The organism is Mycolicibacterium chlorophenolicum (assembly GCF_001044235.1).
Lineage (GTDB): Bacteria > Actinomycetota > Actinomycetes > Mycobacteriales > Mycobacteriaceae > Mycobacterium > Mycobacterium chlorophenolicum.
Genome location: NZ_JYNL01000039.1, coordinates 50,306 through 63,660, shown reverse-complemented (window position 1 = coordinate 63,660; position 13,355 = coordinate 50,306). Strand labels below are relative to the sequence as shown.

Annotated in this window: 12 protein-coding genes and 1 pseudogene; 4 read left to right on the top strand and 9 right to left on the bottom strand. The window is 63.9% G+C overall.

The features are described 5' to 3' along the window. Positions 1-83 precede the first annotated feature (83 nt). The 3 genes and pseudogenes from MCHLDSM_RS17725 to MCHLDSM_RS17715 form a co-directional block, all read right to left on the bottom strand. Positions 84-872, bottom strand: a pseudogene (locus MCHLDSM_RS17725) (cation transporter); the annotation flags it as partial. A 33-nt stretch (positions 873-905) separates the two neighbouring features. Beyond that, complete coding sequence (locus tag MCHLDSM_RS17720) at positions 906-1,862, bottom strand: DUF8832 domain-containing protein (protein ID WP_048471288.1); 957 nt, start codon at positions 1,860-1,862, stop codon at positions 906-908. Further along, a complete protein-coding gene (locus MCHLDSM_RS17715) occupies positions 1,859-2,071 on the bottom strand; it encodes a heavy-metal-associated domain-containing protein (protein WP_048471287.1) in 213 nt (70 codons plus the stop codon). The genes MCHLDSM_RS17720 and MCHLDSM_RS17715 overlap by 4 nt, the downstream gene beginning before the upstream one ends. A gap of 1,193 nt (positions 2,072-3,264) precedes the next feature. On the opposite strand from MCHLDSM_RS17715, the gene MCHLDSM_RS17705 reads away from it, so the two are divergent. Together MCHLDSM_RS17705 and ripB are read left to right on the top strand one after the other, a co-directional pair. Beyond that, positions 3,265-4,485, top strand: a complete 1,221-nt coding sequence (locus MCHLDSM_RS17705) for a L,D-transpeptidase (protein ID WP_048471286.1) — start codon at positions 3,265-3,267, stop codon at positions 4,483-4,485. A 507-nt stretch (positions 4,486-4,992) separates the two neighbouring features. Further along, positions 4,993-5,763 (top strand): NlpC/P60 family peptidoglycan endopeptidase RipB, encoded by a 771-nt coding sequence (ripB, locus tag MCHLDSM_RS17700; RefSeq protein WP_048471285.1) that lies wholly within the window; start codon positions 4,993-4,995, stop codon positions 5,761-5,763. Here ripB and MCHLDSM_RS38525 read toward each other — a convergent pair. The 5 genes from MCHLDSM_RS38525 to lpqS form a co-directional block, all read right to left on the bottom strand. Then, complete coding sequence (locus tag MCHLDSM_RS38525) at positions 5,664-5,966, bottom strand: winged helix-turn-helix domain-containing protein (RefSeq protein ID WP_234714095.1); 303 nt, start codon at positions 5,964-5,966, stop codon at positions 5,664-5,666. The genes ripB and MCHLDSM_RS38525 overlap by 100 nt on opposite strands. Positions 5,967-6,189: 223 nt before the next feature. Then, positions 6,190-6,498, bottom strand: a complete 309-nt coding sequence (locus MCHLDSM_RS38520) for a hypothetical protein (RefSeq protein WP_168440101.1) — start codon at positions 6,496-6,498, stop codon at positions 6,190-6,192. 134 nt (positions 6,499-6,632) lie between these two features. Then, entirely contained in the window at positions 6,633-7,892 is a 1,260-nt protein-coding gene (locus tag MCHLDSM_RS17690) for an MDR family MFS transporter (protein ID WP_048471284.1), read from the bottom strand. 11 nt (positions 7,893-7,903) lie between these two features. Then, on the bottom strand, positions 7,904-9,004 hold the full coding sequence (locus tag MCHLDSM_RS17685; protein ID WP_048471283.1) for a PLP-dependent cysteine synthase family protein: 1,101 nt from the start codon (positions 9,002-9,004) through the stop codon (positions 7,904-7,906). Between the two features lie 102 nt (positions 9,005-9,106). Beyond that, positions 9,107-9,523 carry a putative copper homeostasis (lipo)protein LpqS gene (gene lpqS / locus MCHLDSM_RS40690; RefSeq protein ID WP_109788865.1) on the bottom strand — a complete coding sequence of 139 codons (417 nt, stop codon included), beginning with the start codon at positions 9,521-9,523 and terminating at the stop codon, positions 9,107-9,109. 940 nt (positions 9,524-10,463) lie between these two features. Between lpqS and ripA the strand changes: the two genes are divergently transcribed. Beyond that, on the top strand, positions 10,464-11,876 hold the full coding sequence (ripA, locus tag MCHLDSM_RS17680; protein ID WP_048471282.1) for an NlpC/P60 family peptidoglycan endopeptidase RipA: 1,413 nt from the start codon (positions 10,464-10,466) through the stop codon (positions 11,874-11,876). 270 nt (positions 11,877-12,146) lie between these two features. Then, entirely contained in the window at positions 12,147-12,524 is a 378-nt protein-coding gene (locus MCHLDSM_RS17675; protein ID WP_048471281.1) for a BlaI/MecI/CopY family transcriptional regulator, read from the top strand. A gap of 230 nt (positions 12,525-12,754) precedes the next feature. Here the strand turns inward: MCHLDSM_RS17675 and MCHLDSM_RS17670 are convergent, their stop codons facing one another. Continuing rightward, positions 12,755-13,345, bottom strand: coding sequence for a TetR/AcrR family transcriptional regulator (locus MCHLDSM_RS17670; protein WP_048471280.1), 591 nt, complete (start codon positions 13,343-13,345; stop codon positions 12,755-12,757). Positions 13,346-13,355 lie beyond the last annotated feature (10 nt).

Genomic DNA, 13,355 nt, shown 5'->3' with positions numbered 1-13,355 from the left:
CAGCGGATTCACGCTGCCCACCCACCGCAGCACAGCAAAATCAGTCTGACCGGACCTCAACAGGGTCGATCCACGGATTGAGGCTTAGATTCCACGCCGTCGCGCAGCACGGAGACGTCTTTGGCGCCCAAGTCGAGCAGGGCCCGCAGCGCCGCCCCGGCCTGTCGTTTGGACCGCTTCTCGAAGTAGCGACCGGCCAGGATGAACGTGGTGACCCCGGCGGCGACTTCGAGGTAGATGTTCGCCGCGCCGTGGGAGGGCGCGAGTGTGAGCGCAAAGGGGTGCTTCATCCCGGGGGTGCCGGCAGTGCCGAAAAACAGCGCGTAGAGCGACCACAGAAATGCCGACACGGTGCCCAGCGAGATGAGGGTGTCCATCGACGACGTGCCGTGTCGCAGATTCGTCCACGCGGCGCGGTGAAACGGCCAGGCCGCCCACACGATGACCGGCGCCGCCAACGTGAGGGAGGCCCATTGCCAGTAGGTGAACTGCAGAACCGGAATCATCGCCATCGCGATCACCGGTACTGACAACACCGTTGAAGCAATCAAGCGCTGCCGCAGTGAAACCAACTCGGGGTCTTCGACCTGGCCTGTGGTGCGACTTTCTCCGGATGCGGTGGTGGGTGGCGGCGTGCGCGGTGCCGATAGTGCGGCGGTGTAGCCGGTCTTTGCCACCTCGGCGATCAGCTGCGCCGGGTCGTAACCGTCGGGGACGGTTACGGTGGCTTTCTCGGTCGCGTAGTTGACCGCCGCGATCACTCCGTCGAGGTTGTTGAGCTTGCGTTCGATGCGGTTCGCGCAGGAGGCACAGGTCATTCCGCCGATCTGCAACTCCACGTGGGCCTGGGTGACAGGTGTCGATATCGTCATGTGTGCACGTCCTGTTCGATTCAAGGGGGGTCGTCAGTGCCCGCCGTGGCCGCCGGCGGGCGGGCTCGTGGCCGCAGGACCGGCGGGTTCGCCCGGAGGTGCGTCAAGCACGAATGTGGCGGTGTGCACGGTCTCGTCGACTTGAAAGTCGAAATAGAGCAGGTAGCGCCCAGCAGTTGGCGCTTCCGCGGCGAAAGCTACTGCGGGAAGCCCGTTTTGGTTCGGTGATGGCTCGGCTCCCTCGGGGTGCACGTGCAGGTAAGCCAGGTCGCCGTCGCGTAGCGCGACGAGGTGTCCGAAGGCACTCAGGTAGGGCTGCAGCGTGGTCACCGGCGCTCCCTGCCGGGTGATGTGGGCGGTGAGTTGACGAGAAGCCCCCGCAGCAACGTCACCATTGAGGTGCACGGTGTAACCGCCGACGTCAGCGACGGTGCGCGGCCCCGCTGCCTGCACCGGAGCGAATGTGCCAGCCACCTCGAAGGTGCGACTGAGGGTCAGTTTCGCGCTCTCGGCGCCTACTGGCTGGAAGTCGGTGAACACGCGGTATGTGCCGGCGTCGCTCCACGTCCACGGCGTCGACCACGCTCCGGTGCCCACGTCCAGCCTCGGGTGCACATGCGCGAAATGCTGACCATCCGAACGCACGACGATCAGATGAAGTTGCTTGTCGTGCACCGTGGCGTAGTCGGTCAGCGGCTCACCCGACGGGTCGAGGATGGTGAGCCTCAGGATGCCTTGACGGCCGGGGACGCTCGGCGCCTGCACAGGTGTGAGCTCGAATCCGTTCTCCGCCAGAGACAGCCCCGCCGGGGTTGCCGACGCTGGCATTGGCGCCGGGCCGGGAATCGCGGTGTGATCAGCATCGGTGGCGGCTTGCTGCTCGGTCGTTACCGCGGTGCCGGGGACGACGACCGCGGCAACGCCGTACCCAGCCGCGAACGCCACCGTCAACCCGGCGCCGAAGGCCGCCAATCGGCCGGCAGCGTTCATGAGACAGGCACGGCCGAGTAGCCGGCTTCCTCGACGGCGTGAAGGATCTTGGCGTCGTCGATAGCGCCGCTGGCGGTCACGATCAACGTTCCGGTTTGCGCGCTCACCTCAACGTTCTGCACGCCGTCGACATCGCCGACTTCCTCGCGCACGGACATTTCGCAGTGCCCGCACGTCATCCCGGTCACCGTGTACGTGCTGGTGCTCATTCTCAAGCTCCTCTCGTTGATACCCCTACCGGGTATAGCTACTTCGTCAAGCTATACCCCCACGGGGTACATGCCCAAGGGTGTGGGAAGATCCGGTTGGGCTCATCCGGAGAATGGTCCGGTCGGCCGTCATCAGCGCCGGGGCCATCGAAGACGACGACGACAATGCCGTTGACACGCAGTTGATGGATGATTCGCTGACCGCGTGCGATCCAGTGGCCTGCAGTCCGGATGGGACCTTTTCCTGCCGCACCTTCAACCGCTGATCGCCAAGCCTCGTACGCGAAGCGCTGCCACTCCGACGTCGAAGTGCTGCTGCCGCAGCGGGTATCAGCCACGACCTCGCCTTCACCACACTCGACGAACTCGCACTGATCAGCACGCCGACATTGGTGATCGCTGGCGACGACGCCCGCCACCCGAGCGACCTGGCACACGCGTTAGCCGACACTCTTCCGCAGGGCCGGCTCTCAGAGGTAGCGATGTCGCACCACCTCGGCAGCGCCGCACAGATCGCAGAAGCGTTCGCCCCTGCCATCGCAGAGTTCCTCCGCGCCGCCGAACGGACACACAATGACCACCGGGCACCTCAGCCAGGCCCGTGAAGTATCACGCCGAGAGCGCGCGCAGCTCCCCTATCACGGCAGACCAGCCGCCACGACCACGAGCCCGTCGCGACCGGTCAGCCGCAGACTGAGCCGCAACAGGACTTTGCGCGGCGCCCTTTGGCGCGCCTTCCCCCGAGCGTCCCACCGCACAGACAACGACGCATGTGAGGATCGATCGCGTAGCCGGAGCCTCATCCACCCTGCGCAGCGTGCGCCCCACCTGTAGAGCCATTGAAGATCCCTACACATAGCGCGGTATTCCCCACGGGCGTATACCGGACGCAGCTACCTATCGGGTTCTGCGATCGTAAGGCGCCGTCGCAGAACGAACCGAGGCGAGCGACCGGCGCGCACAACGCTCGGATTGGGCTCGCCGGGACCACCCTGCCGCGAGAGAGCATCCCAAGCAACACCTTTACTGAATCTTCATCGAAGGACTAACAAAGCCAAACGCCGCCCCAGCACAGTGAGAGCAAGCGGCCATGAGTTGATGCGCTGACGCACCGACCGCGCAGTCACTGGGACCGCGCCACCTGACCACCACGACGACGCCGGCAACACCGCGAACGAAAGACCTACACACCGATGCCGAAAGCCGCCTGTCCCGCGCCGTACCACGTCACGCAATGGCTGCGAACGGCCGCGATCGCGCTGGCCATCGTGTTCGCGGCGGCCGCCTGTGCGCCCACCCCTTCGGCTGCCCCGCAAACGGGCGTCATCACTGAGAAGGGGACTCCGTTCGCCGACCTGCTCGTGCCGAAACTGCAGGCGTCGGTGACCGATGGGGCGATCGGCGTCTCCGTGGACGCCCCAATTACGGTCTCTGCCGGTGACGGCGTTCTTGGCCAGGTATCGCTGACCAACGAAGCAGGAGAGCTGGTCGACGGGCAGCTCAGCCCAGACGGTGTGTCCTGGGCCTCGGCCGAGCCCTTGGGTTACAACAAGCAGTACACGCTGCGGGCTGAAGCGCTCGGGCTCGGTGGCGCCACCAGCACGACAGCCACCTTCGAGACGCATTCCCCCGACAATCTGACGATGCCCTACGTCCTGCCCAATGATGGCGAGACCGTGGGTATCGGACAACCTATCGCGATTCGATTCGACGAGAACATCACTGACCGCCTGGCGGCGCAGCGCGCCATTACGGTGACCACCGCCCCTGCGGTGGAGGGCGCGTTCTACTGGCTCAGCAATCGCGAAGTGCGCTGGCGCCCGGCCGAGTACTGGAAGCCTGGCACGACGGTCGAAGTCGCGGTCAATGCGTATGGTGTCGACTTCGGTGACGGGCTTTTCGGCCAGGACGACGTCACCACGCGGTTCACTATTGGCGACCAGATCGTCGCCACCGCCGATGACGCCACCAAAACCATGACTGTGCGGCGCAACGGTGAGGTCGTCAAGACCATGCCCATTTCCATGGGTAAGGCCAAGACGCCCACCGACAACGGCGCGTACATCATCGGCGACCGCTACTCCTTCCTGGTGATGGATTCCTCGACCTACGGCGTCCCCGTCAATTCACCCGACGGTTATCGAACCGAAGTCGAATGGGCAACCCAGATGTCTTACAGCGGCATCTACGTCCACTCCGCCCCCTGGTCGGTGGGCAGCCAAGGCATCGCCAACGTCAGCCACGGGTGCCTCAACGTCAATCCCGCCAACGCCCGCTGGTTCTACGACAACACCCGACGCGGGGACGTCGTGCAAGTTATCAACACCACCGGGCCCACCCTGTCGGGAACCGACGGCCTCGGCGATTGGAACATCCCCTGGGAACAGTGGAAGGCCGGCAACGCCAACCTGTAACCGACTGATTAGACAGCACGCCCGGAGGCGCCCGCAGCGCTGCGACAGCGCTTCGCCAGCAGGGGTCTTCAAAGAGGCTCTTGATCGGCTGTCGAGCGCCACCGGCCTGCTCGAGAGCCACGGTAGTTTGTGCACCGATTCCGGGAAGGGCTGGCAGTTCACCAGCCTGGGTCTGCACCGCGTAACGCCTGCTCAGTCGTCCGTTCACGCAGGCAGCCTGCACGGCCGCATCCACTGTCGTCTCACAAGCCTTGCATTGCAGCTTCATTCATTCCTCGGACAGCGAAACAGCGTCCGATCGGCGGCATTTGTGCCCGGAAGCCGAACCTTGCCGCAAGGAGAATTCCACATTTGTAATTCAGTTACAAGTGTTACTGCTGTGGCTATTGTGAGTTATGCTTTTTACGTATCGGCTACGTATTTTGCGTCTTGTGCCGATGTGTAGGCGATCTGAGGCCGCTGCCGGTGCATAGGTCCGCCACCGCAGCGGCACACCTAGGAGAAGCCATGAAACAACCAGCCCGCATCTCGTGCGCGGCCGCTTGTTGCAGGGACCGCCGCGCCGGGGCCGCAAGTTCAGGGAGCGCCCGCCGGCGGGTGGCCGCCGTTGTCACCATGATCGTCTCATTGCTGGTCGCGTACACGCCGCTGGCGTCGGCGCAACCTGCTGCGGGCCCGTGGGATCCCCTGCTTCCCAAGGTGTCCAGTGCAGGCGCGCCTGGCGATCCGGTCGCGATCGCGAATGCCTCGCTGCAAGCAACGGCCATGGCTACGCAGACGGCGATGAATCTGGGGCGCAGCTTCTTGAGTAGCTTGGGCATCGTCAGTCCCGCGGCCAGTCCTGAAGCGAGCATTCGCGGCGGCAGGATCAACGGCGCCCAAGCGATCGAGTACGTCATTCGGCGAGCCGGTACACAGATTGGGGTGCCTTACTCCTGGGGCGGCGGCAGTCTCACCGGTCCGAGCCGGGGGGTTGATCAAGGCGCGAACACCGTGGGCTTCGATTGCTCGGGTCTGACGCGGTACGCATTCGCTGGCGTGGGCGTGCTGCTTCCGCGGTGGTCTGGAGATCAGTACAACGCCGGTCGCAAAGTTCCTCCCGCACAGGCTAAGCGTGGCGATCTATTGTTCTGGGGACCAGGCGGAAGTCAGCACGAAGCTATCTACCTGGGCGGCGGTCAGATGCTCGAAGCACAGCAGACGGGCGTGCCCATCAAAATTTCGCCTGTACGGATGTCAGGGATGACACCGTATGTCGTCCGCATCATCGAAACCTGAACGCGCAGAGGCGAAGAGCTACTTGGCCCCGGCGCAAGCGCCACACCACCGTCGCGACGGTGCCGCTGTCTCAGCCCCCCCAGACAGTAACCGAGGCCACGAACGGTCCTGACGTACCGGCGCAGCACGGGGTCGTCGCCGAGTTTGCGTCGCAGGTTGCTGGCGCGCACACCCGGTGCCGACCTGCCGCTGGCCTGCGACATCCCCCACAGGAGGCTCTGCAGATGCCGACTTGTGAGAGGTTCACCCGGACTTTCTCACAGCGCGACCAGGATGGCGAATTCCAACCGGTTCAAGGCGATCACAATCCCTCGGGGAGATACCCGGCGAGCAGTCAGGTCGATCACCAATCTGCACTTTTCCGATGGTGGGCTGCCCGGCCTAGGCCACTGTCAGCGTCGGCAGCATCAACGGCGCCATATCGTCTCAGCGCGCGGCGTATTCGCCCGCCGAGCATGTCTGTTTCTGGGAGTGTCCCGGTTCCGGTATTGGTGAGCAGCGACCAAGCGTCGCGTCGTCAAGTGCGACCACTGCGGCGCGGCAGAAGTGTTGGATCCGGTCGATGAGAGCCAGACCGTCGTCGTGTGGACCGAGGCCCACGACCACCACGTCGGAATCGATGTCGCGCAATCCCGAGACGGCACCGTCGACGGAGTACCTCACCTCAACCGTGAAATCGCCCGTGTGCAGATGCCGGGCCGGCATCGTGGCGTAGATGCGTCGCGATTCCGCCACCAGCACGCGGATACGACCGGCAGCCGCCGACGCTGGCGCTGACCGACTCCATCGACGGTGTGGCTTGATAGTCGTGGCGGTCCCGGATATCTGCGATTGGGCGCGTCGCCGCGAATGTAATTCTGCTGCTGCGGTTATGGCGTTGTGACGTCGACTGTCGGCTGCTGCGGTTGCAGGCGGCCGCTTCGATCGAGGCGGTAGAGCGCAGCGGCCGATAGCAGCCCGATGCCTGCCAGCAGGACCCAGACGAGTTCGGGGTATCCCTGCTCGCGGGTGGCCTGCATGACCGAGCCGGTGGCGAGGTTGCCGCCAAGAATTCCGATGCCGACGATGGTGTTGTAGAAGCCGTAGTGTGTGCCGACGAGCTTGTTGTCGGCGAGCGAAACCACCGTGTCCATCTCAAACGGAAAGACTGCGGCCGAGCCCACCGCCATTACGGCGGTAGCGATGAGCAGCGCGGTGGCTGCCGCCACACGGCCCGCGCGGGTGTCGTCAGGCAATACCACCAAGGGCAGGAATGAGACCGCAAGAATCAGCATGCCGATAACCAGCGATCTCCCCGATCCCCACCGGCCTGCGAACCATCGCGTGATGCGAAGCTGGCCGATGACCGCGATCAGCCCAGACACTAGGAAGATCATGGCGGTGACCACGGCATCGTGGTGGGGAAAGAGATGCCGGGCCTGCAGCGGCAGGGCGAGGTACACCTGGAACGACAGCACATACGAGCCGATCATGGCTGCGGCGAACAACAGGAAAGAGCGGTTGGCTGCGACGGTGCGCCAGTCGTGCCACACCGAGGTCTTCTCCTGCGGTGTGTCACCGACTCGTTGCGGCAGTGCAAACAGTTGAGCCACTGTCAAACCCGCGAAGACCACCGCCGCGGCGGCCGCGGTCGTGCGGAAGTCGAGCAGCATCAGCGCTAAACCGACGAGCGGACCAGCCAGAATCCCCGCCTGATAGAACATATTGAACAGCGCGAACGCCTCGAGTCGCCGCGGTCCGGCATCAGCGGCGAGATAGGCGCGCACGGCCGGGTTAAATAGTGCGCCGGCGAAACCCGTTGCTGCCGAAGCGATGAGCATTGCCGGCAGAGTGTCGGCGAAGGCTAGCAGACCGAACCCTGCGGTGCGCAGGACGCAGCCGCTGACGATGAGTGGTTTGTAGCCCCACCGGTCGGCGAGCGTGCCACCGATGATGAACATGCCTTGCTGGGAGAAGTTCCGCACCCCTAGTACCAGTCCGATGGCCCAGGCCGCCAGACCTAGCGGGCCGGCCAGGTACCCCGCGAGGTAGGGCATCAGCATGTAAAAGCCGAAGTTGATGCCGAACTGGTTGATCATCAGGAGGCGACTCGGCCAGCAGAAGCCGGTGAAGCCCGACAGCGATGTCATCGCGGCAGCTCCTAGGTGGGGTCGATGACGGTGCTACACCGCGTCCAGGCGGTGACAGTGTGCGCCAACGGATGCTCGATGGTGGCCGGCTCGGTGGGCGGCACTGTGTCGAGCAGTTCGTGGGTGCGGCAGTAGTCGTCGTTGTAGATGGTGTCGAAGTAGCGCTGGGGGTTGTCGGGGAAGACTGCGGCCACCGTCGTGTCAGGATCACTCTGCCGCGCAGCCCATCCTGCGACTAGTGCGACCGCGCCTACGCTCCAGCCGCCGCTGGCGTAATGGGTGGACGCCAGGGTGCGGCAGGCCCATACCGCCTCGGCCGGTGCGACCCAGTGAACCTCGTTGAAAGCGTCGTAGTCGACGTTGCCGGGATAGATGCTTGAGCCGAGGCCGCGCATCAGACGCGTGCTGGCGGGCTGTCCGAAGATGGTGGATCCGATGGTGTCGACACCGATGAGGCGCAACTGCGGGTTGCGTTCGCGCAGCACCCGCGCGACACCGGCGGAGTGACCACCGGTGCCCACCGAGCACACCAGCACATCGACGGTGCCGAGCTGCTCCATCAGTTCCATTGCCAGCCCGCGATAGGCCTCCACATTGTCGGGGTTGCTGTACTGGTCGGGGTGCCAGGCTTGGGGGTCGGTGGCCAGCAACTCGCTGACGCGCTGTCTGCGGGCTTCTTGCCATCCCCCTTGTGGGTGGGGCTGGGTGACGAGTTCAATGTGGGCGCCGAAGGCGGCGAGCATGTGTTGAATGATGGGTTCCATACCGGGATCGGTCACCAAAGTGACGGGGTGACCGTACACTGTGCCGGCTAGGGCGAGACCCAGTCCCAACGTGCCGCTGGTGGATTCGACGATCCGTGCGCCTGGGCGGAGGGCACCGCGGGCGCGGGCGCGCTCGACCATGTGAAGGGCCGGGCGGTCTTTCATTCCTCCGGGATTGAATCCTTCGAGTTTCGCCCAGAAGCCGCGGCCTGGCGGCGTGAAGGGCCCGGTGATCCGTAAAACGGGGGTTTGGCCGACCATGGTGGCCGGCCGGTCGTACCGGCCGGCGCGGTGCTGGGAGTGCTGTGCGCGATGTGCGTGGTCAAGGGAGGGCAGAACATGGTTCATCGTTGAGTGTCGCTTCTGTGAACGCCGCGACGCGTCGCCGCGGCTGCTGATCCGGACGAGCGGGCACCGGCCTCGTTGGCGAACGGGCCTGGCGCTAGCCGATCAGCGACGCGCGATACACAGACGGGCGAGCACATCTCGGCCGGACAGGTGCAACGCGGAAATGCGCGGTGGTCCACGAATGAGACCCACGCCACCGTCGCGCCGGATCACCGGCACAACCGTGACTACCGCTGCCAACACAAGCACAGTCGGCGTGAACACGCCTCGCGGCGCAATCGCCTCAACCGAGGCATCGAGATCGTACGCACTACCTCCGGTGGAAGCGTGTGGGTGATCGAACTCAGCGGCACCTGGTGTCCCTGGGGCACTTGCTGTCAGTGTGTGGGGTGCGTGAACAGTCGGTGGCTCGATACCGGGCAACGCCCACTCCGCTCCGACGATGACCACCCAGAATGCGAGCAATGCGACAACTAGGGCGCGTCGGCGCTGCCGGAATGTTTCGTCGATGTTGCTCACGATGTTGCCAACTGTAGCAGCGGATGAGCGTTCGAAGGCGAGGCCATCAACCCGTGCCCACCTCGTGACCTGTCGTCCACCAGGGCTAAGTGAAGTTCGACGCAGCAACAGCTGATCGGCCAGTTTGCCTCATTATGTTGCGATTTCGATCTTTTGAAGACTCGGCCACTCGGCGAATGAACGCGACATTGCGGCGAGCGGCTGCGTATCTATGGTTTCTCTTAGTGGCTACATCTTGCACAAGCGGGGCTGCACCGTCGAGGTGAGCGCTTTGCTACTAGCAGGTCTCCCCTACGCGTAGCCGGCTGTGGCCGTAGGCATATCGACATGCAGCCTCGTCTCCGGCGCGATGGTCAGTGAGGGCAGAGCACCCGAATTGAACGCGCCTATGACGAGCATCTCAGCCGATGACTAGCGAGGGCGACGCAGTGACCGCCGCACTCCACGCAACAATGCGGAAGTCTGGCTAGCGCAGAACCGTTCGCGAATTGGATTGTGCACGGGTACATACACGGTCGGCAGACTACGCACGGCGCATTCACCGTCTCAGAACCGAAGCACTACGCGCCTCGTCAGCTACGAGGTGACCGCCGCGCAGACGCGGTCGCACGATGATTACACACCGGACCACGCCGAGCTCAACCGTCAGAGACGTGACCCACATCTCGCGAATGTTGTGCAGACCCGAGGATGAGCGTGAGTGCGCCCCGCGCGACGGCAAATCTCGGCTAGACGCCCAGCGAGCATTAGCGCTGTTCAGATCTTGACTGGCGGCGTTACCAAGTTGCAATAGTGACGGGTGTTACCGACGATGCTCAGGTGATGTACGTTTCTTCTACGTACCACTGCGCTACGTACGAGGCGTGCCGCAATCTGGCATCGGCCGGCCAGTCAATTGCCTGCACACGTCGGCCACGCGCAACCAGCTCAGGAGATTGCAATGCGGCGCCTCACCTCAGTGCTCACCACCGCAGCGATCACTGTGACGCTGCAGGCCAGTGCCACCGGCACCGCGGCGGCCACACACGAGGTCAGATCCGACAGTACCGGTAGCAACATGCCCGCTCTGGTCGCCGCTGTTGCCGAGGCCAACCAGCGAGTCGCCGATCTCGGCGCCGACATTCAAAGCAAACAAGAAGCAATCAATAGGGCACTTGTCGAGACCGCAACTGCGCGCGCCACACTGGCAGCCACGCAGCATCAATTAGCCCTCAGTGAACAGGCAGTCCTGGCCAGCCAGGCCGACATCAATAACGCACAACGACGCTTCGATCAGTTCGCCGCCTCGACATACATGAACGGCCCGTCGAGCGCGTTACCGTTGGCTAGCCGCCCCGAAGACCTACTTCGCGGCGCCGCCACCCAGCAGACGCTGACCCTCAGTTTCATCCGTGTAAGAGACGCCCTCGACCGCGCGCGAGCTCAACGCACAAAGCAGCTTTCCTACGTGAAGGCGGCCCGCCAGCGTGCTGACGATGCTGCCGCAGAGGCGCAACGACGGCAAGACGCCGCGGTCGCCGAACTCACCACAGCCCGACAGACTTTCGTCGCGCAGCAGCAAGAGCTCAACATCCGCGTCGCGGAGCGGAACTCAGCGCAGGTTCAGCTCAGTACCGCACAGCAGGCCACTGCAGCGACCGCGAAGCCAAGTCCGAGTCAGACTTCGACAAGCTCTCCAGCGCCGCTTAACGCGTGGGATCACACCAGCCAACCGCCGCAAGGCCGCGGCGACGCCGCGCTGTGGGACACCACCCTGCCGATGGTCCCTAGCGCCAACGTGGCGGGCGATCCGATAGCGATCATCAATGCTGTTCTGCAAATTATGGCAACTTCTGTCCAACTGACCGCCGACATGGGCCGCAAGTTTCTTATGAAGCTCGGCATCATCTCCCCGGCAGCTGCAGTCACTGATCCCGGGATCACCAATGGAAGAATCCCCCGCCTCTATGGTCAGCAAGCCTCCGAAGTTGTGATCCGCCGCGCGATGTCACAGCTGGGAGTGCCCTACTCTTGGGGCGGCGGTAACGCCAACGGCCCCTCGCGGGGCATCGACCAAGGAGCGAACACCGTAGGCTTCGACTGCTCGGGCTTGATGCTGTATGCGTTCGCTGGAGTCGGTATCAAGCTCGACCACTACTCTGGCTCGCAATACAACGCAGGGCGCAAGATCCCGTCCGCGCAAATGCGCCGCGGCGATCTGATCTTCTACGGGCCCAATGCCAGCCAGCACGAGGCGATGTACCTAGGCGACGGCATGATGATTGAAGCTCCCTATACCGGCTCAGTGGTTAGGATTTCCCCGGTGCGCACCTCGGGCATGACCCCCTATGTAACGCGCTTGATCGAGTGGTGATGCGATCCGATTCCCCGCATGAAAGCAAGACTCGAGGTCGAGGGATCGCTACCTCACGCTCCTTGCAGTCGAACGCCCGGGGTGCCGAACGTGAATTTCCCACCGCCGCTGTGCCACCGCATCGCACCCGTTGCGCGGCACCCGCAGGGCGGAGGCTTGTGCCGGCCCGCCGCGTCGTCATAGTCGTGAGTTGTAGTACGCCCTTTGTTAGTATTTGAGTCTAACGCAGCATGGACGTCGGATCGACCGGCGTCCTCGTGAGGAGCGTCCATGCGCATCGACGGTTTCGGTCAACTCGAGGCCGTAATCATGAACCTCATGTGGAGTCGAGACCCCTCGGCTGCGGTGACGGTCCGCGAAATTCTTGTCGAGCTCAGCACCGAGCGGGACATCGCCTACACCACGGTCATGTCCACGATGGATAACCTCCACACCAAGGGCTGGTTGGGTCGGGAACGCCATGGAAGGGCCTACCGTTATCACACGTTAATGACGCGGGAGCAACACAGCGCCCACCTTATGAGCGCTGCGCTGGCCGGCGGCGGTCGCCCTGACCTCGTGCTCAAGTATTTCGTGGAACAGATGGGCAATGACGAATCCGACACCATCCGTCGCGCTCTTCGCCGAAGTTCGCGAAGCAGACAGTAGCTTCAGTCCGTCTGCGTCCTATGCAGGTTCGGCGAGTTGAGGTCGTTCTCGCGACCGCACCATCGTGCGACCGAAAGTCTCGAGGCAATAATCGAACGGACGTTTTCACAGAATCAGTACGGTCTTCAAAGGCGCCGGTGTGCCGTCAACATGAAGGGAGCCTGACAGTGGCGGTCCGGAGCCCGAGTGAACTCCTGGTGAGTCGTTGTGGCTGAGCAGGCCTCACCGCCCTACTGGGCCGAGCCGTCCAGGAGCCCGTGCATCACCAGACTGATCGTCGCGCGTCGGGCGTGCGCAGCGTCCCAATCATGGGCGGCGCGCAGATGGATGTAACCCCACCCGACCATGTTGAACAACACGGTCGCGGTGACTGTCGGCGGCACCGCCCGCAGCGATCCGTCGATTGCACCGTCGCGCAGCAGACGCTCGAACGGTTCGGCAAAGGCGTCGACGACGAGGGCATCAGGCCCAGTTTGGTGGAACACCTCGCCACGGGCCAAGAACATCCCGGCGAGGAGATGTAGATGTTCGTCGGCAGCCACGCAAAGGGCCTCTAGTGCAGCCCGCATGCGTTGCGCGGCGGTGCCGTGTTCAGACAACGCGGGCAAGATCGCGCGGCGATAAGCGTCGGCGGCCTGGGCTGTCAGCGCGGACACCAGCTGCTCACGAGTGACTCCGCGCCTGTACACCGTGGCCCGAGACAGCCCGGCTTCGGCGCCAATGCGGTCTAGAGTGACGTTTTCTAGTCCCCAGCGTGTGATCGCGGAGGCCGTTGCGTTGACTAAAACCTGGTCTACTCCCCGCCCTTGCCGCTGCGACATAGCAGTAGCA